Source organism: Amycolatopsis sp. NPDC031561 (genome assembly GCF_055580625.1).
Window position 1 is genome coordinate 63,429 of record NZ_JBVILA010000020.1, and the last position, 25,717, is coordinate 89,145.

The 25,717-nt window shown below is 69.6% G+C and carries 24 protein-coding genes and 2 pseudogenes; 12 read left to right on the plus strand and 14 right to left on the minus strand.

The window, feature by feature from the left end; all coding sequences use genetic code 11:
• Positions 1-95 precede the first annotated feature (95 nt).
• Together ACZ5IK_RS31630 and ACZ5IK_RS31635 are read left to right on the plus strand one after the other, a co-directional pair.
• The gene (locus ACZ5IK_RS31630; protein WP_465491053.1) at positions 96-656 is read left to right on the plus strand and encodes a GNAT family N-acetyltransferase; all 561 of its coding nucleotides are present in this window, start codon (positions 96-98) and stop codon (positions 654-656) included.
• A 22-nt stretch (positions 657-678) separates the two neighbouring features.
• Positions 679-1,728 (plus strand): quinone-dependent dihydroorotate dehydrogenase, encoded by a 1,050-nt coding sequence (locus ACZ5IK_RS31635; protein WP_465491054.1) that lies wholly within the window; start codon positions 679-681, stop codon positions 1,726-1,728.
• On the opposite strand, the gene ACZ5IK_RS31640 is transcribed toward ACZ5IK_RS31635, so the two are convergent.
• From ACZ5IK_RS31640 to ACZ5IK_RS31655, 4 genes and pseudogenes are all read right to left on the minus strand, one after another.
• Positions 1,688-3,322, minus strand: a complete 1,635-nt coding sequence (locus tag ACZ5IK_RS31640; protein ID WP_465491055.1) for an amidase family protein — start codon at positions 3,320-3,322, stop codon at positions 1,688-1,690. The two genes, ACZ5IK_RS31635 and ACZ5IK_RS31640, sit on opposite strands and share 41 nt — an antisense overlap.
• Positions 3,323-3,905: 583 nt before the next feature.
• Positions 3,906-4,904 (minus strand): phage shock envelope stress response protein PspM, encoded by a 999-nt coding sequence (gene pspM / locus ACZ5IK_RS31645; protein WP_465491056.1) that lies wholly within the window; start codon positions 4,902-4,904, stop codon positions 3,906-3,908.
• A gap of 75 nt (positions 4,905-4,979) precedes the next feature.
• Positions 4,980-5,825, minus strand: a complete 846-nt coding sequence (locus ACZ5IK_RS31650) for a PspA/IM30 family protein (RefSeq protein WP_076154857.1) — start codon at positions 5,823-5,825, stop codon at positions 4,980-4,982.
• Between the two features lie 234 nt (positions 5,826-6,059).
• Positions 6,060-6,948 (minus strand): annotated as a pseudogene (locus ACZ5IK_RS31655) (RNA polymerase sigma-70 factor).
• Positions 6,949-7,154: 206 nt separating this feature from the next.
• Between ACZ5IK_RS31655 and ACZ5IK_RS31660 the strand changes: the two are divergent.
• Positions 7,155-7,352, plus strand: a pseudogene (locus ACZ5IK_RS31660) (carboxymuconolactone decarboxylase family protein); the annotation flags it as partial.
• Between the two features lie 59 nt (positions 7,353-7,411).
• Here ACZ5IK_RS31660 and ACZ5IK_RS31665 read toward each other — a convergent pair.
• The 4 genes from ACZ5IK_RS31665 to rimO form a co-directional block, all read right to left on the minus strand.
• Positions 7,412-7,858 (minus strand): helix-turn-helix domain-containing protein, encoded by a 447-nt coding sequence (locus ACZ5IK_RS31665; protein WP_168214257.1) that lies wholly within the window; start codon positions 7,856-7,858, stop codon positions 7,412-7,414.
• 101 nt (positions 7,859-7,959) lie between these two features.
• On the minus strand, positions 7,960-8,421 hold the full coding sequence (locus ACZ5IK_RS31670) for a CinA family protein (RefSeq protein WP_465491057.1): 462 nt from the start codon (positions 8,419-8,421) through the stop codon (positions 7,960-7,962).
• The gene (gene pgsA / locus ACZ5IK_RS31675; protein ID WP_465491058.1) at positions 8,418-9,059 is read right to left on the minus strand and encodes a CDP-diacylglycerol--glycerol-3-phosphate 3-phosphatidyltransferase; all 642 of its coding nucleotides are present in this window, start codon (positions 9,057-9,059) and stop codon (positions 8,418-8,420) included. The genes ACZ5IK_RS31670 and pgsA overlap by 4 nt, the downstream gene beginning before the upstream one ends.
• On the minus strand, positions 9,056-10,504 hold the full coding sequence (rimO, locus tag ACZ5IK_RS31680) for a 30S ribosomal protein S12 methylthiotransferase RimO (RefSeq protein ID WP_465491059.1): 1,449 nt from the start codon (positions 10,502-10,504) through the stop codon (positions 9,056-9,058). Before rimO ends, pgsA begins: the two co-directional genes overlap by 4 nt.
• Positions 10,505-10,592: 88 nt before the next feature.
• Here rimO and ACZ5IK_RS31685 point away from each other — a divergent pair, with 88 nt between their 5' ends.
• Positions 10,593-11,129 (plus strand): amino-acid N-acetyltransferase, encoded by a 537-nt coding sequence (locus ACZ5IK_RS31685; protein WP_465491060.1) that lies wholly within the window; start codon positions 10,593-10,595, stop codon positions 11,127-11,129.
• A 73-nt stretch (positions 11,130-11,202) separates the two neighbouring features.
• Here ACZ5IK_RS31685 and ACZ5IK_RS31690 read toward each other — a convergent pair whose 3' ends face one another.
• A complete protein-coding gene (locus ACZ5IK_RS31690; RefSeq protein ID WP_465491061.1) occupies positions 11,203-11,736 on the minus strand; it encodes an ABATE domain-containing protein in 534 nt (177 codons plus the stop codon).
• 58 nt (positions 11,737-11,794) lie between these two features.
• On the opposite strand from ACZ5IK_RS31690, the gene ACZ5IK_RS31695 reads away from it, so the two are divergent.
• On the plus strand, positions 11,795-12,640 hold the full coding sequence (locus ACZ5IK_RS31695; protein ID WP_465491062.1) for an alpha/beta fold hydrolase: 846 nt from the start codon (positions 11,795-11,797) through the stop codon (positions 12,638-12,640).
• A gap of 72 nt (positions 12,641-12,712) precedes the next feature.
• On the opposite strand, the gene ACZ5IK_RS31700 is transcribed toward ACZ5IK_RS31695, so the two are convergent.
• Both ACZ5IK_RS31700 and ACZ5IK_RS31705 read right to left on the minus strand, forming a co-directional pair.
• Entirely contained in the window at positions 12,713-13,201 is a 489-nt protein-coding gene (locus ACZ5IK_RS31700) for a hypothetical protein (RefSeq protein WP_465491063.1), read from the minus strand.
• 139 nt (positions 13,202-13,340) lie between these two features.
• Positions 13,341-15,671, minus strand: a complete 2,331-nt coding sequence (locus ACZ5IK_RS31705) for a DNA translocase FtsK (protein WP_465491064.1) — start codon at positions 15,669-15,671, stop codon at positions 13,341-13,343.
• Between ACZ5IK_RS31705 and ACZ5IK_RS31710 the strand changes: the two genes are divergently transcribed.
• The 6 genes from ACZ5IK_RS31710 (at position 15,661) to ACZ5IK_RS31735 (ending at position 20,807) form a co-directional block, all read left to right on the plus strand.
• Positions 15,661-15,855 carry a hypothetical protein gene (locus tag ACZ5IK_RS31710; protein ID WP_465491065.1) on the plus strand — a complete coding sequence of 65 codons (195 nt, stop codon included), beginning with the start codon at positions 15,661-15,663 and terminating at the stop codon, positions 15,853-15,855. The genes ACZ5IK_RS31705 and ACZ5IK_RS31710 overlap by 11 nt on opposite strands.
• A gap of 114 nt (positions 15,856-15,969) precedes the next feature.
• Positions 15,970-16,779, plus strand: a complete 810-nt coding sequence (locus ACZ5IK_RS31715) for a lysophospholipid acyltransferase family protein (RefSeq protein WP_465491066.1) — start codon at positions 15,970-15,972, stop codon at positions 16,777-16,779.
• Between the two features lie 48 nt (positions 16,780-16,827).
• Positions 16,828-17,442 (plus strand): NAD(P)H:quinone oxidoreductase, encoded by a 615-nt coding sequence (gene wrbA / locus ACZ5IK_RS31720; RefSeq protein ID WP_465491067.1) that lies wholly within the window; start codon positions 16,828-16,830, stop codon positions 17,440-17,442.
• A 36-nt stretch (positions 17,443-17,478) separates the two neighbouring features.
• Positions 17,479-19,008, plus strand: a complete 1,530-nt coding sequence (locus ACZ5IK_RS31725) for an alpha/beta hydrolase (RefSeq protein ID WP_465491068.1) — start codon at positions 17,479-17,481, stop codon at positions 19,006-19,008.
• A 65-nt stretch (positions 19,009-19,073) separates the two neighbouring features.
• Positions 19,074-19,616 carry a hypothetical protein gene (locus tag ACZ5IK_RS31730; RefSeq protein ID WP_465491069.1) on the plus strand — a complete coding sequence of 181 codons (543 nt, stop codon included), beginning with the start codon at positions 19,074-19,076 and terminating at the stop codon, positions 19,614-19,616.
• 222 nt (positions 19,617-19,838) lie between these two features.
• A complete protein-coding gene (locus tag ACZ5IK_RS31735) occupies positions 19,839-20,807 on the plus strand; it encodes an EamA family transporter (protein WP_410665442.1) in 969 nt (322 codons plus the stop codon).
• Here the strand turns inward: ACZ5IK_RS31735 and ACZ5IK_RS31740 are convergent.
• Positions 20,784-21,371 (minus strand): DUF305 domain-containing protein, encoded by a 588-nt coding sequence (locus tag ACZ5IK_RS31740; RefSeq protein WP_465491070.1) that lies wholly within the window; start codon positions 21,369-21,371, stop codon positions 20,784-20,786. The two genes, ACZ5IK_RS31735 and ACZ5IK_RS31740, sit on opposite strands and share 24 nt — an antisense overlap.
• Positions 21,372-21,523: 152 nt before the next feature.
• Here ACZ5IK_RS31740 and ACZ5IK_RS31745 point away from each other — a divergent pair, with 152 nt between their 5' ends.
• A complete protein-coding gene (locus ACZ5IK_RS31745) occupies positions 21,524-22,945 on the plus strand; it encodes an amino acid permease (protein WP_465491071.1) in 1,422 nt (473 codons plus the stop codon).
• On the opposite strand, the gene ACZ5IK_RS31750 is transcribed toward ACZ5IK_RS31745, so the two are convergent.
• A complete protein-coding gene (locus ACZ5IK_RS31750; RefSeq protein WP_465491072.1) occupies positions 22,875-24,449 on the minus strand; it encodes a VWA domain-containing protein in 1,575 nt (524 codons plus the stop codon). The two genes, ACZ5IK_RS31745 and ACZ5IK_RS31750, sit on opposite strands and share 71 nt — an antisense overlap.
• 273 nt (positions 24,450-24,722) lie before the next feature.
• The gene (locus tag ACZ5IK_RS31755; RefSeq protein ID WP_465491073.1) at positions 24,723-25,508 is read right to left on the minus strand and encodes a pentapeptide repeat-containing protein; all 786 of its coding nucleotides are present in this window, start codon (positions 25,506-25,508) and stop codon (positions 24,723-24,725) included.
• Positions 25,509-25,717 lie beyond the last annotated feature (209 nt).

Here is a 25,717-nt window from a genome sequence, read left to right on the forward strand (position 1 = left end):
CCTTTTGCGCGGCAGTGAACGACCACCCGCCGCGCCGGAGAACCGTCCGTCGCCGTTCCGCCCCGGCGGCCCCGCAGAGTGGATAGCCTGACGTCATGTTGAGGCCCGACTTCCCGATCACCACCGAGCGCCTTACCCTCCGCGCCTTCACGCCGGAGGATCTCGACGAACTCAACTCCTTCCAGTCCCGTGCCGACGTCGCCCGTTACCTCTACTGGGGTCCGCGCAGCCGGGCCGAATCCGCCGCCGCGCTCGCCAAACGAGTGCACAGCAGCAGCCTTTCGAAGGAAGGCCAGCTCCTCGCGGTGGCCGTGGAACTGACCGAGACCGGTCAGCTCATCGGCGACCTGAACCTCGAGTACCTCAGCAGCGAGCACCGACAGGGCGAGATCGGCTTCGTCTTCCACCCCGACCACCACGGCAAGGGGTTCGCCGCGGAGGCCGCCATCGAACTGCTGCGGCTCGGCTTCGAAGAGCTGGGACTGCACCGGATCATCGGCCGCTGTGACGGACGCAATACCGCGTCGGCCACCCTGATGGAACGTTTGGGCATGCGCAAAGAAGCTCATCTGCGCGAGAACGAGATCGTCAAGGGTGAATGGACCGACGAACTCGTCTTCGCGATGCTCGAAAGTGACTGGAAGGCGAGTAGCTAGAGCCACCAGGCATGATGGGCGCGTGTTCTTCGACAAGATCGTCCGCCCCGCGCTGTACCGGGTCTCCGGCGGCGACCCCGAAACCGTGCACGAACGCACCATCGGCACGCTAGCCGGGCTGAGCCGGGTCTCCCCCGCGCTCGGCGCGCTCGGCCGCGTCTACCGGACGGACGATCCGGTCACCTTCCTCGGTCTCCGCTTCACGAACCGGGTCGGCCTCGCCGCCGGGATGGACAAGAACGGCCGCGCGCTGCACGCCTGGCCCGCGCTCGGCTTCGGCTTCGTCGAGGTCGGCACGGTCACCCGGCACCCGCAGCCGGGCAACGACAGGCCGCGGTTGTTCACCCTCGCCGGGACCGACGCGGTGATCAACCGGATGGGCTTCAACAACGAAGGCGCGGAAGCGCTCGCCGCCCGCCTCGCCGCGAGCGGGAAACCGCCGGTTCCGCTCGGCGTCAGCATCGGCAAATCCAAGGTGACACCGCTCGGCGAGGCCGTCGAGGACTACCGGTTCTCGCTGCGGGCGCTGTACCCGTACGCCGACTACTTCGCGATCAACGTCAGTTCGCCCAACACGCCGGGGCTGCGGGCGCTGCAGGACAAGTCCGCGCTGGCCGAACTGCTCTCCGAACTCCGCACGACCTCGGCCGAGCTCGCCGGTGCCGCCGAGCCGACGCCGGTGCTGGTCAAGGTCGCCCCCGACCTCACCGACGAAGCCCTCGCGGAACTGCTGGAGGTCTGCCTCGAACACGGTGTCGCCGGGCTGATCGCGACCAACACGACGCTGTCCCGCGAAGGGATCGCGCCCGCCGAAGCCGCCGTCGGCGAGCAGGCGGGCGGGCTTTCCGGCCGCCCGCTCACGGCGCGCTCGGTCGAAGTGGTGCGGTTCGTGCACGACGAAACCGGCGGCGAGCTGCCGATCATCGGCGTCGGCGGCATCTTCGACGCCGGCGCCGCCGCCCGGATGCTCGACGCCGGCGCCGGTCTCGTCCAGCTCTACACCGGTTTCGCCTTGCACGGTCCCGGTCTGGTCAAGCGGGTCGCCCGAGGTCTCGCGGCCCGGCCGTACTGACGAACCTCAGGTACGCCCGCCAGCACTGGTAGCGCGTCAACTCCGTCGCCGTCGCTGCCGCCGCCTGGTCACAAAGGACGGCCAGCGGTGTCTGCCCGTTCTCCAGCCGGATCCGGCCGAGGACGAACGGAGCGGGCAGTGTGGCCGCGAAGGCACCGAGGGCCGCGGGCGAGAGCCGCCAGCGTTCACCCGACAGCATCGTGTGCTCACCCGCGGCGCTCACCGGTACCACCCCCGGCTGGGGTGGCTCGGTCGGCAGCAGCACCATCCGATAGCCCTCGGCGCTCTGGACCGGCCCGGTGAACCGCGCACCCGCGGTCACCAAAAGCCCGTTCAACGGCTGCCCGCGCAGATGCGCGCCGAACACCACGAGATCCGCACCCGGTGCGGGATAAGGGAAATCGGCCTGTTCGTCGGTGAGCACGGCGGCGAGGTCGATGGCGATCTGGTCGTCGAACGGCCGCACCACCACCGACACCCCGTACGGCCCGAGATCCGACGGCGACGACGGCACCGTGACCGCGGCGAGGTCGAGCAGGTTGACGAACGCCGTGAACCGTCCCAGCCGTTTCGCGACACCGTCCGGATCGGACAGCGCCTCGGACATCTCGGGATGGTCGGCGACGGTCGGGAGGACCAGGGCGTCGTACTCGGACAGCATCCGGAGCGCGAGCATCCCGGCCTCGGCGACGCGCTGCCTGTCGGCGAGGAAGCCGTCGTCGTGGATCAGGTCGCCCACCGCCAGCAGTGCCGTGACCTCCACCGTCTCCACGATGGCCCCGGACGCCCGCAACGCCGAAACCGCGCCGAGGAAGGCGGACCGGGACTGCAAAGAGAGACCGGTGAGCGTTTCGGAGCCCGGGATCGCCACCCTCGGCCGGTCTCCCGCGGAGAGCCGGACGTCCGGGGGCCAGTCACGGGCGAGCGGGTCGATCCCGTCGGGACCGGTCATCAGTCCCAGCGCGCGCTGGCCCAGCGTGAGACTGCGCGCGAACAGGGCGATCCCGCCGCACGGCAGGACACCGGTCTTGGGCACGAGGCCCAGCGTCGGTTTCATCCCGACGATCCCGTTGAGCGACGCGGGCACCCGGCCCGCACCCGCCGTGTCCGTGCCGACGGCCAGATCGACCAGGCCGAGCGCGACCGCGACGGCCGCGCCACTGCTCGCGCTCCCGGACACCCGGGCGGTGTTCAGGGCCGCGCTCACGGCGCCGTACGGGCTGTGCGTGTGCTCGAGATCGCTGCCGAACCGGTCGCAGTTGGTCTTGCCGATCACCACCGCCCCGGCGGCGGTCAGCCGGGAAACGGAAGTGGCGTCGGCACAGCAGACCTCCTCCCCCGCCGTGGGAAGGCCGGCGACGTCGATGACGTCGGCGACCGCCACCAGGGTTCCGGCGAGCGGGAGATCCGTCCCCGCGCGCAGGCGTTCGTCGACAGCCTTCGCGTCCACAAGGGCGTCTTCGAGGGGACGGAGGGTGATCCAGACGTCGGGCCGGTCGACCTCGGTGATCCGGTCGTAGGCCGCGATGACGCGTTGGTAGGAGCTGGGAGGCGGGGCGGGGATCGGCTCTGGTTCCGGGGGGAGCGTCGTCACTGGGCGTCCTTTCCTCGGCGGGGACGAGAAAGACCACTGCGCGAGATCCACTGTGTCCGGTCCACCACCCTGGGACGCCCGCTCACGCGGGCTGGGTTCAGGCCCGAGCTGGGAAAAGCACTGCGTGCATGAGAGAAACGTTAGGCATCGCGAGGTGCCGTCACCAGCGGTTTCGGGTTACGCGAGCGTTTCGGTATCGCACAGTGAGCGAGTCGTTACTCAATGGAGTATTAGCGACGACGAATGAGACGATTGTCCAGGAAAATGCCCCACTCGGGAACCCTCCCGACCGCGTCGGCTCGTGAGGGGCGTTTCGGGTTCTAGCGGACCCATATTCGCCTACCCGCTGGATCCTGATGTCAGCTCGGTGAGGTTGTAGCGCTTGTTCTGGATGGTGATGTGGGCGAGTGGGGAAGATTTGGGATGTTGAACGTCCGGAATCTTCCCCGCTCGGCTGCCGTCCGCGGGGTTGTGGGGGTTGCATGAGCCACCCCTCGACTCCCGCACCTCACCTTCGCCCTGGTCACACGTAGGTAGGCAAATACCGGTCCGCACTAACCCGAAACGCCACTCACGACCAAGCTCAGGAAAGCTCGCGCAGGGCCATGGCCAGTCCGGCGAGCTTGTCCGTCGCGTCGGAGAGCGATTCCTTGGACGACGTCATGCCGTCCGAGCTCGCGGCGACGGTGTGCCCGGCGGCCGCGACGAGACCGCCGTAACCGTCGACGCCGTCGTCGAGCTGATCACGCAGCTGCGTGATGGCGGCGTCGAGGGCGCCCCGTTCCCGCTCGGGCGCGGAGTCACGTCCGCGTTCGATGGCCTGGATCCGGCCGGCCAGCCCGCGAAGAGCCTGCGCGGCCTCCGTGGCGGTGGTCCGGGCGTCCGCCACGGCTATCTCCGACACCGGCATGGTGCCGAGCGACGTCGGCTGCGAAAGCTGGCGAAGCAGCTCCGTCAGCGAAGCCTCGCTCTCGGCGAGGCGCTCCATCGGCGCCCGCGCGATGGAGCGTGCCGAGGGCAGCGGCGGCGGAGCGGCGGGCGCGGCGGGAAGCACCGTGCGGTTGAGCGCGCGCAGCCGCAGTCCCGACCGGACACTGAAAGTGCCGAAGACGATGGTGAACGCGCTGGCCGCGATGGCCTGGAGGACGTCGGCCTGGCCCGCCTTCAGCAGACCGGTGGCGGCGACCACGGCGAACAGTCCACAAAGGATGGTGAGGAGGATCCAGAAGGTCATCGCGCGCGAGGTCCGGCGCTTGCGTCTCTCCAGTTTGGCGGCGGGCTCGTTCCAGCGAGCCCACTTGGCCTTCGCGTCGGCCACGACCGGGATCTGGCCCGCCGCCATCGACGTCAGCTGCTGCGAGATCTTCGGCATGGCGGGCATCGGCGGCATCTGCGGCCGCGGCTTCGACGGCCGCGGCGGCTGCGACGCCGTCGGTGAGGAGGGCCGGGAACCCTGCTCGGAGGGCGGGATGTAGCGCTGCAGCTTCTCCTGCGCGCGCTGGGCGTAATCGGGCAGCTTCTCGATGTGCTTCTCAAGCTTGGCGGTGAACTCCCCGAAGTCCTTGCGCCTGCCCTGGCCCATTTGCCCTCGCCCCTGTCGTCTGGTGAGACCGGTCCCGCACCCGCGCGGGGTGCGGGACCGGCTCTAGGTGGTGTGTCAGGCGGGGTTCTTGCCCTGTTCGGCCTGAACCCGTGCCTGGATCTCACGCTGGATGTCCGCACCGCTCGACGCCTTCGGCGCGGCGGCGGCGGTCTTGCCGTCGGTCACCTGCGCGACGGAGTCGCCCTTCATGGACGCGCGGATCTGCTCCAGTCGCGAGTGTCCCGCGAGCTGCGTCGTGGAGGCCTGGACCTCCATCATCCGGCCCTGTACGGAGTTCTGTGCGAGTTCGGCCGAGCCGAGCGCGGTGGTGTAGCGCTTCTCGATCTTGTCGCGAACGTCTTCCAGGGACGGGGTGTTGCCCGGCGCCGCCAACTCGCTCATCTGGTTCAGCGAAGCGGAGACCTGCTCCTGCATCTTCGCCTGCTCCAGCTGCGAGAGCAGCTTGGTGCGCTCGGCCAGCTTCTGCTGCAACATGGTCGCGTTGCGCTCGACGGCCTTCTTCGCCTGCGCCGCAGCCTGGAGCGACTGGTCGTGCAGGGTCTTCAGGTCCTCGATGCTCTGCTCGGCGGTGACGAGCTGCGCGGCGAAGCTCTCCGCCGCGTTCTCGAACTCGGTCGCCTTCTGCTCGTCGCCCTTGGCGCGCGCCTCGTCGGCGAGCACCAATGCCTGGCGGGTCGAGGCCTGGAGCTTCTCGACGTCGCCGAGCTGGCGGTTCAGCTTCATCTCCAGCTGACGCTGGTTACCGATCACCGAGGCGGCCTGCTGGGTCAGCGACTGGTGATTGCGCTGCGCCTCCTCGATGGCCTGCTGGATCTGTACCTTCGGGTCGGCGTGCTCGTCGATCTTCGACGAGAACGCCGCCATCATGTACTTCCAGAACTTCACGAACGGGTTGGCCATCTCCTCCGCCTGCCTTCTCGCATCCCACGGGCTGTTACCTCGAGGTGGGGCGTCCCCTCTTGTGATGTTGCAACGTCCCGACCCCGGCGTTGAGTTCCATCGTGTCAGGTCGGCGTCCCGCGTTCCAGGCGACCCCGACGGAATTCAGGGATCTCCCTGACTGTGATGTTCGCGACCTTTCGGGTTCACCGGGTGGTGACCCTGGGTGAAAACGGCCGGAGCAGGGGCCCGGACTCAGCGGCGCAGAGTGGTCGCCCGCTCGATCCGCGAGAGCTTCTCGGGGTTACGCACGGCGTAGAGGCCGGTGATCAGGCCGTCGTCGACGCGCACCGCGACGACGGTGTCGACCTCGCCGCCGAGCCGGAGGATCAGCGCCGGATGGCCGTTGACCTGCGCCGTTCGCATCGTGGCCTTGTCGTCTGTCGCCGGGCGGCTCGTGGCCAGCAGCGGCGCGACGCGGGCGGCCCCGACCACGGGTTCCAGTACGTCCTGCACCACTCCGCCGCCGTCGCCGAGGAAGACGACGTCCGGTGCGAGGACGTCGAGCAGTCCCTGCAGGTCACCTGTTCGGACCGCCCGGTGGAACGCGTCGAGGACGTCACGGGTCTCGGCCGGGGACGCGGCACCCCGCGGCCGCCGGGCGGCGACGTGCGCCCGGGCCCCGGTGGGCGATCTGGTGGACCGCGGCCGGGGTCTTGCCGACGGCTTCGGCGATCTCGTCGTAGGCCACGTCGAACACCTCGCGCAGCACGAACACCGCGCGTTCGGTCGGCGCGAGGGTCTCCAGCACCAGCAGCATCGCCATCGAAACGCTGTCGGCCAGTTCGACGTCCTCGGCCACGTCAGGCGTGGTCAGCAGCGGTTCGGGCAGCCAAGGGCCGACGTAGGACTCCTTGCGGCGGCCGAGGGTACGCAGCCTGCCGAGCGCCTGCCGGGTGGTGACGCGGACCAGGTAGGCCCTCGGGTTCTCCACGGTGCCGTGATCGACGCCCGACCAGCGCAGCCAGGTCTCCTGGAGGACGTCCTCCGCGTCGGCGGCCGAGCCGAGCATCTCGTAGGCGACGGTGAACAGCAGGTTCCGGTGGGCGACGAACGCCTCGGTGGCGGTGTCCGGGGCGGGCATGGGTGGCTCCTCTGTTCCAGCTCGGCGGTTGTCGCGCACAAGACGCTGGTCCTCGCCGGATTCTGACACCTGACGGGCGTGTTTCACGTCACGTGACCGTGCTGTCAGGCAGGGCGGGTCAGCGGCATGTGATGGTCGTTCGCTTCACCACCCGAGCAGGAATGAGGACGAAGTCATGGACAGCCGTTTCGATCTGAACAGCACCGAGCTCGGCGGCGGGCGAACCCGCGGTCCGCGTCAACCTGGTCGCCGCCTGGCGCGAATCGACCGTGTTCACCGAGGCCAAGCGGGCCGCGCTGGTCTACCTGGTCGCGATGATCAACGCCGCCAACCGGCTGCTCGTGATCACGCACACCAAGGGCGGTTCCTACCAGGCGGGCACGTTCGACAGCGCCGCCGGCTGACCCGGGAAACGGGAGAGGCCCCAGGCGGACTGCCTGGGGCCTCTCTCACGTCACGACTGCTAGGCGGCGACCATCTTCGGTGCGGAAATGGTCGTCCGCAGGGCCGGACTCATCCGCGGCGGCGGCGAGATCCGCAGGTCGGCAAGGTCGTTGCCGATCAACTCGGATACCAGGCGGCCACCTTCGAGGCCCGCTTCGGCGCTCTCGCGCTCCGGAGCACGCCGCTTGCCCGCCTCGACCTTCTCGTCCACCGGAGCGACCTCGACGTTGTCGATCGCCGAAACGTCCGCCGCGACCTTGTGCAAGAGCTCGCCCAGCGGAAGGTCCAGGGCATCGCAAATGGACGCCAGCAGCTCGCTGGACGCCTCCTTCTGCCCACGCTCGACCTCGGACAGGTAGCCGAGGCTCACCCTGGCGGCACGGGAGATGTCCCGCAGCGTTCGACGCTGGTTCGTGCGGGCGTGTCGGAGCCGGTCGCCGATCGCCTCGCGCAACAGCACGGTCATCACGCGCCTCCCTTCCAGGACTGACTGCCCCCTACGTTACCCAGTGCGGTGCCCCGGGCGCAGGTGTTGACACGGCAATACGCCAAGGGCGAACGCGGCGATCATGCGAGATGTTCCCCCAGCAGGGCGAACGCGCCGCTGACGGCACCGGCCCTGACCGAGGCTCGATCGCCGCTCAACGCCAATGTGCGGACGGTGAGCGTGCTCACGCCCGCGAGACCGACATGGACGGTGCCGGGCGCGACGCCGTCCTGCCCCGCCGGACCCGCGACACCGGTCAGGCCGAGGCCCCAGGTGGCGCCGCAGCGGTCCCTCGCGCCGGCGGCCAACTGAGCCGCGACCTCGGGATGGACCGCGCCATGGGTGGCGAGGAGGTCTTCGTCGACCCCGGCGAGCGAGGCCTTGAGATCGGTGGCGTAGACGATCAGGCCGCCCCGGACGACGGCGCTCGCTCCGGGGACCTCGGTCAGCGTCGCGCACACCAGTCCGGCGGTCAGCGACTCGGCGGTCGCCACCGTCTCCTTACGCTCGATCAGGTGAGTGATCAAGGTCTCAACGTTCATGTGCCCGCGGCGCGCCGTCCGGCCGCGCGCAGCCGCACCGCGCGCACGACGTAATCGAGGCCGGTCACGACGGTGAGCACGAGCGCGAGACCCATCAGCACCCATCGCACCGGCTCGGCGGCCACCGGCAGGGGCAGCAGGTACGCGGTGATGGCCGCGACCTGCGCGAGCGTCTTGGCCTTGCCGCCCCGGCTGGCCGGGATGACGCCGTGCCGGATCACCCAGAACCGCAGCAGCGTCACGCCGATCTCGCGGATCGCGATGACGATGGTGACCCACCAGCCCAGTTCGCCGAGCACGCTCAGCCCGATCAGCGCGGCGCCGATCAGCGCCTTGTCCGCGATCGGGTCGGCGATCTTGCCGAAGTCGGTGATCAGCCCGTACTTGCGCGCGACCCAGCCGTCGACCTGGTCGGTGAACGACGCGATGGCGAACAGCGCGGTGGCGATCGCCCGCCAGAAGGTATCCGTCCCGTCGCCGGTGAACAGCGCCATCACGAACAGCGGCACGAGCACCAGCCGCGACATCGTGAGCAGGTTCGCCAGGTTCAGCGTCGGGACCGGGGTGGCCTCGGGCACCCGGGCATGCTCACCGCCCGTCCCCTCACCGGCCCCGGCGTCGCTCGGGGCGGCATTCACCGGTCGGCCTCGGGCGGCGCGGGCCGCACGATCAGGTCGACACCCTCGGAGTCGACGACCTCACAGCGCACGAAGTCACCCACCGCCAGCGAGGGAAGGTCGTCCGTTTCGATCAGGACGCATTCACCGTCGACCTCGGGAGCCTGGTGCGCGGCACGGCCGATCGGGTCTTCGCCGTCCTCGGCCTGCTCGATCAGGACGTCGACGAAGTCGCCGATGCGATCCTCGGCCCGCTGCGACGTCAGCTCCTCGACCAGCGCGGAAATCCGCGCGACCCGCTCGGTCACCACGGACTCGTCGAGTTTGCCGTCGAAGGTCTCGGCCTCGGTGCCGTCCTCGTCCGAGTAGCCGAAGACACCGACCGCGTCGAGCCGCGCGCCGTTCAGGAAGCGCTCCAGCTCGGCGACGTCCTCTTCGGTCTCGCCGGGGAACCCGACGATGACGTTCGTGCGGATGCCGGCGTTGGGCGAGTACTCGCGGATCTGGTCGCACAGCGCGAGGAACGAGTCCGTGGAGCCGAACCGGCGCATGCGGCGCAGCACGGTCTCGCTGGAGTGCTGGAAGGACAGGTCGAAGTAGTCGGCGACGCCCGGGGTGGTCGCGATGGCCTTGACCAGGCCGGGGCGCGTCTCGGCGGGCTGCAGGTAGGAGACGCGGACGCGCTCGATACCGGGCACCGCGGCCAGGCGCGGGACCAGCAGTTCCAGCGCGCGGGCGCCGTCACGGCCGAAGTCCTTGCCGTAGGAGGTGGAGTTCTCCGAGACGAGGAAGACCTCCTTGACCCCGTTCTCCGCGAGCCACATGGCCTCGGCGACGATCTCGTCCGGCTGCCGGGAGACGAAGGAGCCGCGGAACGACGGGATCGCGCAGAACGAGCAGCGGCGGTCGCAGCCGGAGGCGATCTTCAGCGCGGCCACCGGGGAGGTGTCGAGCCGGGTCCGCAGCACGCGCGGGCCCCAGCCGTGCTGCGCGTGCCCCGGCACCTCGACCGTCTCGGCGGCCGTCGGGCGCTGGACCGGGCTGATCGGCAGCAGCTTGCGGCGGTCGGAAGGGGTGTGGGACTCGACCTTGCGGCCGGCGACGACGTCGTCGAGACGCTCGGCGAGGTCGGCGTAGTGGTCGAAGCCCAGGACCGCGTGGGCCTCGGGCAGGTTCTCGGCCAGCTCGTTGCCGTAGCGCTCGGCCATGCAGCCGACGGCGACGACCTTCTTGCCGGTGTCGGCCGCGGCGAGCAGGGTGTCGACCGAATCCTTCTTGGCGGACTCGACGAAGCCGCAGGTGTTGACGACCACGACGTCGGAGTCCTCGGGCTCGGCGGCGAGCTCCCAGCCGCCCGCCGCCAGCCGTCCGGCGAGTTCCTCGGAATCGACCTCGTTGCGGGCGCAACCGAGGGTCAGCAAGGACACGCGGCGGGTGGCGACAGGATCAGTGGTGGGAGAAGGCACGTGCCTTAGGGTAGCTGGCCTGCTCTCGGGGTCGGCGATCGCTCGCTCGGGCGAGCCTTCGGCCGTCGATCGCGTCGAGGATGGCTTAATGGTGGATGTGCCGTCAGCCCCCCTCGAACCGCCCCTCGACCGCCGCCCGAAAGTTCGCCGGGCGCGGATCGCGGACGTCCGCAAGATCAAGGCACTGGTCGACTCCGACGCGGGGACGGTGCTGCTCGAGAAGGAGCTCGTCACCCTCTACGAGAGCGTCCAGGAGTTCTGGGTGGTCGAAGACGGCGACGACGTGCTCGGCTGCGGCGCCCTCCACGTGCTGTGGGAGGACATCGGCGAGCTGCGCACCATCGCGGTCGACAAGATCGCCCGGGGTCGCGGCATCGGTCACGCGCTGGTGGGACAGCTGATCGACTTCGCCCGCGAGATCGGGCTGAAGCGGTTGTTCGTGCTGACCTTCGAGACCCGGTTCTTCGCGGGCCACGGATTCGTCGAGATCGACGGAACCCCGGTGACCCAGGAGGTCTACGAGGAGATGCGGCGCTCGGCCGATCCGGGTGTCGCGGAGTTCCTGGACCTGCCTTACGTGAAGCCGAACACTTTGGGCAACAGCCGGATGCTGCTGGAGCTGTAGCCGAAGGGGACTTTCCCCGCATAGGACGCGGCGAAGGGCGCTCTCCCCGCATCGCATGCGGGGATGGGCCCCTTCAGCCCTTCTTCGCGTGGCGGGCGACCCGGACCCGGTTGCCGCACAACGACGGCGTGCACCACACCCGCCTGCTGTTGGCCGCCACGAACAGCATCGAGCAGTCGTGCGCGCCGCATCGCCGCAGCTGAGCGGCGCGCGGCCCCGACACGAGGTCGATCGCGGCCACCGCGACGGCGGCGAGTGCGATCTCGCCGCCGTCCTCGCCATGCCAGATCGTCTCGGCGCCCCGAGCGGTGAGCCGCGGGCTCGCCGGGACCGCCGCCGCGGCCGCGTTGACCCGCTCGACCGCCCACGCCTCGGGCTCCCGCGCGGCCACGGCCGCTTCCAGCAGCTCACGCACCGCGGACCGCAGCCGCCTCGTCTGCTCGGCCGACGGCGGCCGCGCGCCCTCGGGCAGCCGCGGCGCCTGCGCCGACCAGAACCGGGTGTGGCCGTCGTCGAGCAGATCGATCGACGGCGAGGCGGCCAGCAGGACGGTGTCGGCGAGGTTCACCGCGAGATCGTCACCGGGAAGCGAGTCCAGATCGAGCATGCCTTGACAGTATCAGGTACTAATGGTTCAAGACAGTTCTAACCATTAGGGAGTGTTCATGGCGACCATCCGGCACCGTTCGGTCCAGCTCGGCGACGTCGAGGTCTTCTACCGCGAGGCGGGCGACCCCGACGCGCCCGTCTTGCTCCTGCTGCACGGCTTCCCGACGTCGTCGCACCAGTTCGTCCGGCTGATGCGGCTGCTCGCCGGGAAATGGCGGCTCATCGCGCCGGATCTGCCCGGCTTCGGCCGGACCATGACCCCCGAAGGGTTCACGTTCACCTTCGACCGGCTGGCGGAGGTGCTGGGCGAGTTCACCGACGCGCTGGAGCTGCGCCGCTACGCGCTCTACGTCTTCGATTTCGGGGCCCCGGCGGGCCTGCGGCTGGCCGTCTCGCGGCCGTCCGCAGTCACGGCGCTGATCACGCAGAACGGCAACGCCTACGTCGAAGGGCTCGGGCCCGCGATGCCGGACTTCGCGACCCTGCCCGACGAAGCCGAGGCGAAGCGCGAATTCGCCAAGATCCTCGAACCGGAGCAGATCGAGTACCAGTACACCGGCGCCCGCGATCCGGAGACCATCGATCCCGCGAACTACCTGCTGGACCAGTACTTCCTCGAACGTCCTGGCCGCGCGGAAGCGATGCTCGACCTGTTCTGGGACTACCGGAACACTTCTCCCGCATACCCGAAGTTCCAGGCGTGGCTGCGGGAAGCCCAGCCACCCGTGCTCGCCGTTTGGGGCCGCAACGACCCGTTCTTCATCCCGGCGGGAGCCGAAGCCTTCCGGAACGATGTTCCCTCGGCGGAGGTCCATTTCTTCGACACCGGGCATTTCGCGCTGGAGGAGGACGTCGAACCGATCAGCGAGCTGATCGACCGCTTCCTGACGGCGCACCACTGAAAGGCGGCACGGGGACACCTCGGTCACCGACCACCTGCTCAGCACGACACGGTCGGTCCGCCGCAACGCGCTCTAAGCCTTGGACACCCGCAGGGTGACCTGGTCGCCCCCCGAGCTCACGGCGACCAGGTCCACCCGGCAGGCGGCGAACTCGACGGACTGCCTGCCACCGCGTGCGGTGGAGGCGACTTCCGCCGTCGTCCGCTCACCGCGTCCGGGTTCGGCGAGGGTCAGTTCGACCACTGCCTCCCCTTCCCAGACGCAGACCATGCCCTCGGCGCAACGGGAATCGGACACCAGCCGCGCGAAGCGGATGCTGACGTCCTTCGACGCGACCTCGGTCGTGTCACCGGCCTTGAGGACGACGGTTTCTCCCAGCTCCACGGTGCCCTGGGGCTTCTCCTGGGGCTGGGGAGCAGGTTGAGGCTGCTGGTGCGCCGGCGCGGGCTGGACCAGCGTTGGCTGAACGGCCGCGGGTTGTTCGCGCGCGGCGGAGCTGCCTGCCCCGCACGCGAGGCCGACCAAGGCGCAGAGCACGACGAGCAGCTTCTTGGGGTCCACGGGCTAGGGACGTAGCGGAGCCGCCGGTCCGTTGCATCGGGCCCTCAAGTAACCCTCCCCCGTGCAATGAAAGGCCCGTTACTTGCAAATTTTGCAAGTAACGGGCCTTTCATTGCACGCTTCGGGGCGGACACCCGGCTCAGTCGTCGTCGGAGACGTCCCCGCCGTTCGCGTCCCCGCCGCCGCGGATCATGAACAGCACCGACTCCAGCTCTTCCGGCTTGATCAGCACGTCCCGCGCCTTCGAGCCCTCCGAGGGACCGACCACACCCCGGCTTTCCAGCAGGTCCATCAGGCGCCCGGCCTTGGCGAAACCGACCCGCAGCTTCCGCTGCAGCATCGACGTCGAGCCGAACTGCGAGGTGACGATCAGCTCGGCGGCCTGCAGGAGGACGTCGAGGTCGTCGCCGATGTCGGAGTCGATCTCCTTCTTCTCGCCCGCCTTCGCCGCGGTGACGCCGTCCTGGTAGTCCGGCTGCGCCTGTTCCTTCGCGAAGTTGACGACGGACGCGATCTCTTCGTCGCCGACGAAGGCGCCCTGGATGCGGACCGGTTTCCCGGCGCCCATCGGCAGGTACAGCGCGTCACCCATACCGATGAGCTTTTCCGCGCCCGGCTGGTCGAGGATGACCCGCGAGTCGGTGAGCGAGGACGTCGCGAACGCCAGCCGCGAGGGCACGTTGGTCTTGATCAGGCCGGTCACGACGTCGACCGACGGGCGCTGGGTCGCCAGGACCAGGTGGATACCGGCCGCACGCGCCTTCTGGGTGATCCGGACGATCGCGTCCTCGACGTCGCGCGGGGCGGTCATCATCAGGTCGGCGAGCTCGTCGACGATCGCCATGATGTACGGGTACGGCGCGTAGACGCGCTCGCTGCCGGGCGGCGCGGTGATCTCGCCCGAGCGCACCTTCTTGTTGTAGTCGTCGATGTGCCGGACCTTGTTGACCTGCATGTCCTGATACCGCTGCTCCATCTCCTCCACCAGCCAGGCCAGCGCCGCGGCGGCCTTCTTCGGCTGGGTGATGATGGGCGTGATCAGGTGCGGGATGCCCTCGTACGGGGTCAGCTCGACCATCTTCGGGTCGATCAGGATCATCCGGCACTCGTCCGGCGTCGCCCGCGCGAGCAGCGACACCAGCATCGAGTTCACGAAGCTCGACTTACCGGAACCGGTGGATCCCGCCACCAGCAGGTGCGGCATCTTCGTCAGGTTCGCGGTGACGAAATGGCCTTCGATGTCCTTGCCGAGCCCGATGACCATCGGGTGGTTGTCCTTGACCGTCGACGGCGCGCGCAGCACGTCGCCGAGGCGCACCATCTCGCGGTCGGAGTTCGGCACCTCGATGCCGACCGCGGATTTGCCGGGGATCGGCGCCAGCAGCCGGACGTTGTCGGTCGCCACCGCGTAGGCGATGTTCTTGGTCAGCGCGGTGATCTTCTCGACCTTCACGCCGGGGCCGAGTTCGACCTCGTACCGGGTGACCGTCGGGCCCCGCGTGAAGCCGGTGACCTGCGCGTCGACGTTGAACTGGTCCAGCACGCCGGTGATCGCCTCGATCATGGCGTCGTTGGCCTTGCTGCGGGACTTCGGCGCGTCGCCGAGCTTCAGCAGGTCCGGCGGCGGGAGCTTGTAGTCGCCCTCGACGGTCCTGGTGACCGCCATCGGCGGCTCGGCCTTCTTCGGCTTCTTCTCTTCGACAGGCTTGGCAGCGGGTTTCGGCGGGCGCATCGGCGTCGGCGGTTCGGCCAGCGCGGCTTCGATGTCGAGCTGCTCGCCCGCGTTGTCACCGGCGCCCTGGCGCCGCCGCGACGGCTTCCGCAGGCGGACCGACTTCGGGTCGGCTTCGGTGACGGCGTCACGTTCGTCGTGGATGGCCTTGCGCTCGGCTTCGGCCTCTTCGATCTCTTCGGGGTCGAGACCCCAGTTGCGCAGGCGATGCGGGATCTCCCGGACCGGGGTCCCGGTGAACACGAGCGTGCCGAACAGCAGCACCAGCACCAGCAGCGGCACGGCGACCCAGGTGGTGACCCCCATGGTCAGCAGGCCGCCGGAGAACGCGCCGATCACCCCACCGGCGTACATCCGGCCGTCGTTGCTCTCGGGCAGCGCGGTGAAGATGTGCAGCAGGCCGAGCACGGACAGGACGACCAGCAGCGTGCCGATGACCATCCGCGGCCGGGCCTCCGGCACCGGTTCCGAGCGCATGAGCGCGACGGCGACCACGGTGAGCACCAGCGGCAGCGTCACCGCCCCCGCGCCGAGGAGCGAACGGGCGCCGACCTCCACCCAGCCGCCGATCGGGCCCGCGGACCGCCACCAGACACCGAACGCGATCACCAGCGCCAGCGCGATCAGGCCCAGCGCGAGCCCGTCGCGGCGGTGTTCGGGTTCGAGTTCACGGCTGCGGCCGACCGTCCTCGCGAGGGTTCCCAGCCCCTTCGCGAGCAGGTTCCAGGTGCCGCGCACGCCTTTGGCGAACGTGCCGGAAGACTTCTTCCTGGCCGCCGGACGCCGTGGCGCGGGCTTCCTCGCCGCCGTTGACCTGGGCTTCGCCGGGGTACGCGGCTTTCGCGCCGGCCCCTTGCTGCCGCCGCTTCGCGCCGTACTCCGCTTCCTGGTCGTCGACCCGCTAGCCATGTCCCCACGGTAACCGCCTCGACCCTCCAGCCCCGGCTGCCACTCGGAGCACACCCGGAACATTCGTCTCAGGTCACAGCTTGAGCGGCCATCCGGGTGAAAGGGGGCTCATGACATGCTCTGCCCCATGTTCGCGCTGCATCAGGATGAGAATTCGGCTCGCCGCGCCCCAGCGATCTGGCGCACGATGCTGAACATCGACCGGGGGCTGGTCAACTTCGTCGGCAAACTCACCGTGACCGGCGGTGTGCCCGCGGAACTGCGCCGGAAGCCCTTGCTCATGACGGCCAACCACATCGGCGTGTTCGACGCGTTCGTGCTGATGGCGGCCTGCAAACGGATCGGCATCAACCCGCGGTTCATGCTGGCGGGCGGCATCCTCGACGCACCGGTCATCGGCCCGGCGCTGCGGGCCAGCGGTCACCTGCGGGTCGACCGCAAGGAGGCCTCGACGGCCATCGGCCAGTTCGCCGAGGCGGCCGAGGCCCTGCGCACCACGCGCGACCCGCTCATCGTCTACCCCGAGGGCCGGATCAGCCACGATCCCGGCCTGTGGCCGGAGCGCGGCAAGACCGGCGCCGCGCGGCTCGCGCTGGCGGCCGGGGTGCCGGTGATCCCGATCAGCCAGTGGGGCGCGCACGAAGCCGTCTTCTGGGGGACGGAGACCGTCAACGGGCCCGCCGACCTGGTGCCGCTCGCCAAGTCCGGGCTGAGCGCGCCCATGCGGCGTCCCCGGTTCAAGGTGCATTTCGGCGACCCGGTGGACCTGTCGGAGGTCGAGCCGGAGCGGCCGGGCGCCGGGGTCCGCGCGCACGCCAAGATCATGCAGGCGATCACGGACGGCATGGTGCCGCTGCGCCGCGACGAGCTGGACAAGCCGCGGTTCCACGACCCGACCCGGCCGACCGACACCGTCAGTCCCTGGAAGAAGTACTGAGTTCCGGATCCTGGGACGGGTGCTCGCGCTCGCCTAAGGTCGGCGGACGTGAGCACCCGCATCCTCGTCGTCTACTACAGCGCGACCGGAAACACCGCGAAACTGGCGTCGGCACTGGCCGACGGCGCCCGCGAGACCGAAGCCGACGTCCGCGTCCGCACGGTTCCCGAGACCGCCCCGCCCGATGCCGTGGCGAGCAATCCGCGCTGGCAGGCGTGGGTCGACGCGGGGCCGCACCACGAGACGGCGACGCTGGAAGACCTGGAGTGGGCCGACGGTTTCGCGGCCGGGAGCCCGACCCGGTTCGGTGGTCCCGCCGCCCAGCTTAAGTCCTATTTGGACAGTACCGGCGGCCTGTGGGCCAAGGGAAAGCTGGTGAACAAGGTCGCGACGTCGTTCACCACCGCGTCCACCGCGCACGGCGGCCTGGAATCGACGGTGCTGGCGACGAACAACATCTTCTATCACTGGGGCGCCATCGTCCTGCCGCTCGGCTACACCGATCCGCGACTGCTCGAATCGGGCAATCCGTACGGCGGCTCGTTCGTCTCGCGCAAGTCCTCCGAACCCGACGACCTCGCCCTGGACGCCCTCCGTCTGCAGGGGCGGCGGCTCGCCACCGTCTCGCGCTACGTCGCCGACGGCCTGTTCAAGGACGGCTGACGGGAACCGCCAGGCCGTCTCCCGCGTCGTAGAGTGATGCTCACCTGGGGAGACGTGCGCCGGTGGGATCCGGCCGCGATCGGCCGGGTCGCCGACGCGCTCAACGAGGGCTGCGCCCGGATCATCGCCGCGAACGACGACGTCGAGGCCATGGCTCGCATCCCGGGCTGGGATGGCGAAGCCGCCACCGCCGCGGCCACGCGAGGCAAGTCGCTGACGTCCGCTTTGGACCAACTGGTGGCCGAGGCGTCCGCCGTACGGCGAGGCGCGCACGAGGTGCAGATCGCGCTGGACCGAGTCGTCGCGTTCGTCCGGGAGACCGACGAACTCGCTTCCCGGAACGGCCTCCTCATCGGCGCCGGGGGTGAGATCGCTTCCTCCGGTGGGCCTTCCGATCCTCGCGTGATGGCGGAACTCGCCGACCGGATCGAGCGGATCCTGCGCCACGCCACCGACGTCGACGCCGATTTCGCCGCCATCCTGCAACGGGCCCTCCGTGGAGAGATCACCGAACAGGGCGCCGGCACGCTCGCCCAGGCCGCGGACGCCGGAGTCGCACAAAGCGGCCTGTCGATCATCGGCCCGCCGGAGCACGGCTCCCCCGGCGACAACAAGGCGTGGTGGGACAGCCTGTCGGATACGGCGAAAGTCGCTCTGCTGCAAGGAAATCCCGGCCTCGTCGGCAGTCTCGACGGCATCCCGGCGACCGACCGCGACGCCGCCAACCGCGCGGTCCTCGCCCGTGAAATCGCGCGGCTCCAAGGCGATCCGAAGGTGAAGGGCCTGGAAGCCATCCAGCAGCGGCTGGGCCAGCCGGAACCGAGGGCGTTCCTGCTGGGGCTGGACACCGGCGGCGACGGGAAGGCGATCGTTTCGGCGGGGAATCCCGACACCGCGGTGAACGTGGCGACGTACGTGCCGGGAACCGGTTCGGAACTGGCGAAGATCGGCGGCGATCTCAACCGCTCCGACAAGATGTGGGCCACGGCGACGACCGCGGGCTCCCCCTCGACGGCCGTGATCACCTGGCTCGGCTACGACGCGCCGAACGAGATCCGCGACGCCGCGAGCGACAAGTACGCCGACGGCGGCAAGGCGGCACTCGCCGGATTCCAGGACGGGCTCAGGGAAACACACCAAGGACCACCGTCGCACAACACGGTGCTGGGCCACAGTTACGGGACCACCGTCGTCGGCCACGCGGCCCGCGACGGCGGTCTCGCCGCGGACGAACTCGTCTTCGTGGCGAGCCCCGGCGTCGGCGCGCACGACGTGAGCGAACTGCACCTCGACGGGGTGAATCAGGGCGACGTCGGCGACCATGTGCACGCGACGGTGGCGGAGCACGACATGATCAATCTGGCCAACATCGAGATCGCCGGATACGACCCGATCCTCGGCCAGGATCCGACCGACGCGGACTTCGGCGGGCAGGTGTTCGCTTCCGCGCCGGGCAAGGACGGGTGGGGCGGGTACAGCTCGGAAGCGCACAGCCAATACTGGGAAGACAACAACCCCGCGCTGCGGAACCTAGGCCTGATCATCGCGGGGAAGCCTGCCTCGTGAGACTCCCGATCCCGGCCGCGTTGCTCCTGCTCTTGTCGGCCTGCTCCCCCGGAGGTGAAGACGCCATGAACCCGACCATCACCGAACAACAGGCGAAGGACAAGGTCGAGCTGTACATCGAGACCGCGCTCTCGGCGCTGCCCGCCACCGCGCGGCGGAAACCGTTCACCCGGAACCGGTCCGAGTGCACCGACCCGACCGACAAAGGTCCTCAGGGCCGCTTCGAGATCTCCGCGACCTACGAAGTGACCGGTCTCGACACGGCGAAGTTCGCCGAATACTTCGATGCCCTCGTCGCGTGGTGGACGGCTCACGATTTCGAGGTACTGACCGATTCCCGGCCGAAAGACCAGTACGTGTTCGTGCGCAACAACGCGGACGCCTTCGACATGTCCGTCCAGGCGAACGACCTCGGCAAGTTCTACGTCGGGGCGACCTCACCGTGCGTCTGGCCGAACGGCACCCCCGAGACCCAAGCCGTCGAAGAGCCCGCCGCCGCCCCGGAACCGGAACCGGAACCGGCGCCGGTCCGCAAGCCGCGCCGCGCCCCCGTCGAGGACGACGACTTCGACCGGACCGACTGGACCGACGGCGGCACCTCCTTCTGACCTCCGGCGAGAGCGTCCCTGTCGGGACCGTTGCGGAAGGACAGCCGGGCACCCTCTCGCTCACTCACGACCACCGACCGCAAGTAGTCCTCTGGTTGCGGTCCTTGCACACGCAACTACCGCAACCAGAGGACTACTTGCACCGGACACCTCACGAGGCCCGGAACCCAGCCGCTGGGAAAACGGCTCGCCCCACGGTCCCCCGGCCTCTACCCTCCGGCCGTGACCGCCGAACTCGCCGCCCCCGCTCAACACGTCGCGCACCGCGGCCGGGGCATCGTGCTCATCCTGCTCGCCGCGCTCTTCTTCGGGACGTCGGGCGTGCTGGGCAAACCGGCGATGCAGGCGGGGATGTCACCGGAGCAGGTCGCGGCGATCCGCATCGGACTGTCGGCGATCGTGCTGCTCGCGCTGGTCGCCGTCTTCCGGCCGAAGCTGCTCAAAGTGACGAAGCGCGAGTGGCCGCTGCTGCTGGCGTACGGCTCGCTCGGCGTGGCGGGCGTCCAGCTCATGTACTTCCTCGCGGCGGGCCGGATCCCGGTCGGGATCGCGATCCTGCTCGAGTTCACCTCGCCGGTGCTGATCGCGCTGTGGGTGCGGTTCGTCCGCCGCGTGCGGCTGCCGAGGGCGATGTGGGCGGGGATCGCGCTGGCGATGACCGGGCTCGTCCTGGTCGCGCAGGTTTGGGAAGGCCTCAGCCTGGACGTCGTCGGGTTGCTCGCCGGGCTCGGCGCGGCCGTCTGTTCGGCGGGGTACTTCCTGCTCGGGGAACGCGGCGTCGCGGACCGGGATCCGCTCGGCATGGTCACCTGGGGGATGACGGTCGGCGCGGTCCTGGTCTGCGCGGTCGCTCCGCCGTGGACGATCCCGTGGGGTGTCCTCGGCACCCCGGCGACGTTCGGGCCGTGGCAGCCGCCGGTGTGGTCGCTGCTGATCGCGCTGGTGCTGATCGCGACCGTCATCGCCTACGCGACGGGGATGGCGGCGCTGCGCCATCTCCCGGCGTCCGTGGCGAGTGTCGTCGGGCTGGTGGAGCCGCTGATCGCCGCGGCCGCCGCCTGGTTGCTGCTGGGCGAGGCGCTCAGCTGGATCCAAGCCGCGGGCGCGGTCGTCCTGCTGACCGGCGCGTACATCGTGCAGCTGAACTCGAACGTGGTCCAGACGGACTCAACCGTTCTGGAGGCCCCGTAGATCGCCGATCTCCTGCTGCTGCGAACGCGAAGTCGTCGCGGCGAGATCGCGGGCGTCGGGGTTGCGGCCGTGCTGGGTTTCGGCGTCGGCGATGCGGACACCCGACTCGCGCTGGCGGATCAGCCGCGCGACGAACTGGCGGTCGAAGTCCTTTCCGGACAGTCCGGCCAGTTCCGCCATGTCACCCGGGCTGATGTAGCCGTCGCGCTGGATGTGTTCGAGGTTCGGGTCGTCCGGAGCGGGCTGGCCCCAGGACTCGATGAGCCCGGAAAGCCGCGCGATCTCCGGTTCGTGCGTGTCGATGACCCGCTTCGCGAGCGCCTTCAGCTGGGCATGGTCCGCGCGGGTTTCCGCCAGGGAAGCCAGATCCACGCCCTGCTGGTGATGCGCGAGGGCCTGCCGCGCGAAGGCGACATCGGCGTCGTTGAACGGAACGGCGGCCTGCTGCGCCAGCGGTGACGACCCGGGCGGCGCCGCCTGCGACTGGGGCGCCTCGCCCGAGCAGCCCGCGAGCACGGCGGCCAGGGCGACGGCAGGCAGGAACCGGAGGACGGCGTGCGGCATCGAAGAGCTCCTCGGAACGCGCGGTGGAGGTGCCTAGGTTCGCAGAGTCCACATCGGCCTGTTCACCGGGGGTTGCGCAAACACTTTTCCTCCGGCTCTTGCGGTGCGACAATCCCGCGATTCACGGCCACTCCGACAGGAGGCAACAGCGAATGGGCGCAGAAACCACCCCGGAACGGACGACCGAGCGGGCGGGCCTGCGCCCGGACCTGCGGCAACGCCACGTCCGGATGATCGCGCTCGGCGGCATCATCGGCGCCAGCCTCTTCATCGGCAGCGGGGCGGTCATCCACACCGTCGGCCCGGCGGCCGTCCTTTCCTACGCCATCGGTGGCCTGATCGTCGTGCTGGTGATGCGGATGCTCGGCGAAATGGCGACGGCCGCGCCGTCGCAGGGCTCCTTCATGGAGTACGCGCGGACCTCGCTCGGTGGCTGGGCGGGTTTCACCGTCGGCTGGCTGTACTGGTACTTCTGGGTCGGCGTGGTCGCGTTCGAGGCCGTCGCCGGGGCGAAGATCCTCCAGACCTGGATTCCCGTTGTGCCGCAGTGGATCTTCTCGCTCGTGCTGATGCTGCTGCTGACCGCGACCAACCTCGCCTCGGCCCGGTCGTTCGGGGAGACGGAGTTCTGGCTCGCGTCGGTCAAGATCGCCACGATCGTGGTGTTCCTCGTGGTGGGCATCCTGTTCGTGCTCGGCGCCTGGCCCGGCGGCTCGTTCTCGGTCGGCAACATCGCGCAGGACGGTTTCCTGGCCAACGGCCCGTTCTCGGTGGTGCACGGCGTGGTGATCGTGATCTTCTCCTACTTCGGCGCGGAGATCGTCACCATCGCCGCCGCCGAATCGCGGGAGCCCGAAACGGCCGTGCGCAAGGCGACCTCGTCGATCGTCTGGCGGGTCATCGTGTTCTACGTCGGTTCGGTGACGTTGCTGGTGATGATCACCGGCTGGCGCGACATCCCGACCACGACGAGCCCGTTCGCCGCCGCTTTCGGCCGGTTCGGCATCCCCGCGGCCGAGACGATCGTCAGCGCGGTGGTGCTCACGGCCGTGCTGTCGGTGCTGAATTCCGGGCTGTACACCGCTTCCCGCATGCTGTTCGCCTTGCACGGCAACGGCTGGGCGCCGAAATGGATCGCGGACACGAACCGGCGTGGCGTGCCGTGGAAGGCGATCCTGGTGTCCACTTCGGTCGGTTACGTCGCCGTGGTGATGAACTTCGTGTCACCGGACAAGATCTTCTACTTCATCATCAACTCCGCGGGCGCTGTCGCGTTGTTCGTCTACGCGATCATCGCCGGCTCGCAGCTCCGGATGCGGCGCCGTCTGGAGGCCGAGGCACCGGAACGGCTGAAACTGCGCATGTGGGGCTACCCGTGGCTGAGCTGGCTGACCCTCGCCGGGACGCTGGCGGTGGTCACGTCGATGCTGTTCGTGGACGCGGACACCCGCGCCCAGCTGTACCTGAGCCTGCTCAGCCTGGCGGTGATCCTCGGCGTCTACTTCATCCAGCGCCGGCGATCCGGCCGAGAGCCCCGTAAAACACCTCCCCGATCTTCGCGGGATCCCGGCTGAGGAAGGCCTGTCCATCGGCGGGCGCGACGAGCTGCCGGAGTTCGGTCTCGTCGGCGTCCGGGCCGATCCCGATGGCGATCAACGGCACCGGGCGGTTCCGGTCGCGCAGCTTTCCCAGCTCGGCCAGCAGGTTCTCGCGGCTGATGCCGCCGGGATCGGTGTTGCGGCCGTCGGTCATCACGATGACCAGGTTCAGCTTCCCCGGCTCCCATTCCTTGTGCGCCAACCGATAGACGTCGAGGACACTGTCGTAGAGCCCGGTCTGCCCGTCGGGGACGGCGCGGACCGCGCGCAACCTGTCGACCACGGTCAGCTGCCGTCCGACCGGCGCCATCGGCAGGATCTCCCGGTAGTCGCGCTCACCGTCCACTTTGGTCGCGAAGGCCAGGAAACGGACCTGTGACGTGGATTTGAACAGGTGCAGGGCGTTCTCCGCCGCTTCCAGCGTGATCTGGAGCCTGGACTTGCCGGTGCCCGGGACCGGCGCGCTCATCGAACCCGAGACGTCGATGAGCACCTGCACCCGGGCGCTCGCGTTCACGCCCGCCCACTGGCTGAGCGCTTTGTCGACCTCGGCGGCGGCCGGGATCTCGGCACTGCGCTGCCCCTGCGCCGCAACGCGCTGATCGGTTTCGGTCAGCCGCAACGCCTGCCCGCCCGGGGCGCGGAGACCGGACCGCGTACTCGTCGCGGCACCGTTGAGCAGCGCCCGCTTCAGCTCCGCGACCGCCTTGCCCTGCTGCGGGGTCGCGCCCGCGATCTCGACGAACGGGTAGTCGAGTGACGGCGACGCGGGTGAGTACGCGGCCACCAGGGCGGCCTCGCCGTCGGAAAGCTCGGCGTTGTGCCGCAGCACCGCGTTCTCCGACGCGGGGAACACCGTCAGCGAAGTGGACGCCGCGTCGAAGGTGTTGGCGGCGAACTTCCGGAGCAAGGCCACGTACGCGCCTGCGGGATCCGAGGCACCCTTCGTGACGTCGCGGAGCGCCTGCAGCGCGGAGACGCCGACGGGGTCGCGAGCGGGATCCGGCATTCCGGCGACGATTCCGGCGCTGCCGAGGACGTCCGGCCAGGTCAGCGTCTTGCGCGGCCAGCCGAGCCCGCTCGCGACGGGTTCCGCGACCGCGAGCACCACCGGCGAACTGGCCACCGACGGCCCCGAGAGCGGGACACCGTTGGCGCGTCGGAGAAACAGCGTCGAGGACGGGATCCAGGCTTGAGGCTTCGGCGCGGTCCCGGACAGCTCCTCCGCCATCTGGAGGGAATCCCGGGGCTGGACGTCGAAAGCGACACAGGCGAGCGCGAGGTCACGGGCGGTCTCGGTGACGGCGGGGGCGATGTCGGGCGACGCGGCGACGACCACCCGCGCGGGCTCGCAGCCGGGATCGGATCGCGCCATGGCCACCGCCACCCAGGTGGCCGCGCCGAGTACGGCCGCCAGCGCGAGCGCCAGCAGCGGGAGCAGCATCCGTCTTCGGGTCCGGGCGGTGGTGTGGCGTCCCATCGACTCTCCCGGTCTGGGGCTCCAAGGGCGTCCGAGGGTACGCCGACCCCACCCCTAGGGGAAGGCTCCGACCTGCGGCGTAGGCGAACCCTACCGAGGCGGGAGGCGCCCGGTGCCGGGTCACGGAACACTTGCCACGTAAGGAAAACACTCGAAACCGGGGGAATCCGTGATGAACCGGCCCACTCGTGCGGAACAGCGCAAAGCCCGCAACGCCCTGTTCGGTCAGGCGATCACGATCGCCTTCGCTCTGCTGATGGCAGCGGCGTCCCGTTAGCTCTTACGCGGCACAAGCCGTCCCTGCGCGACCGGCGAAGCCACCCAGACATACCAGGGAGAAGGCCACGAGTGAGCCTCGTCCGGCTTCTCCACTCGCGCGTAGCCGAAGTCCACGCGGTCTTGGAACTCCGCCTCGGCGAACGTGGTCACCCCGGCGAACATCGCGGCGTTGAAACTGGCGTTCCGGGGAAAAGCCGCCGCGCGGAAGTCGGTCTCACCGGTGAACCACGTTCGCTCGAAGTTCGCGAAGCGCTGGAAGCGGGCTCGCTGGAAGTTCCCGCCGACGATCACGCCGTCGCGGAAGTCCGCGCCGCTGAGGTCACAGTCCGCGAAATCCGGCTCGACGAGCACCGCGTCCTGCAGGTCCAGCTCGTCGACTTCCCAGAATTCGAAGCTCCCCGATCGTCGGAGATGCCTGGTGAGCAAGCCCTGCGCGACGAGCCGGATCTCGAACTCCTGCTCGTCTTCGACCGGGAATCGGAAGGGCCTGCGCAGATAGGTGCAGGTCAGCTCGATGATGTCTTCGCGCGCGTCGGGGTCTTCTCGCCCGTACCGCTCCAGGTCCGTGAAGCTTTCGAGACGCTGCGCGGCGTCCTCGCTGTCCATCTTCTCGACGGCGAGTTCCCACTGATCCCGTCGCAACCCGGTGGCGATCAGCTCGGGCCGCAGCCGCCGGTCGCGGCGAGCGCCCTCGATGAACATCCGCCCCAGATAGACCGCGCCCACCCCGAGCGCGACGCCCGCCAGCGCCCCTATGACGTGCACCCCCACCATCACCATGCGGCGATTATGCGCGAGAACGTCCCGGTACTCGACCGAGTAAGGGGGAAGGCGCGCCGGAAAGCGTGGTCCGGTTGGTCGTGGGGGGGGGGGGGGGGTGTAACCCAACCCCCCCCCCCCGAACCCCCCCAACCCCCCCGGCGCGGCCACCCTTTTTTCCGAAAGCACGTGCAGGCCCCCTTCTTTGGGCCCAATGGAAGAAGGGGGGA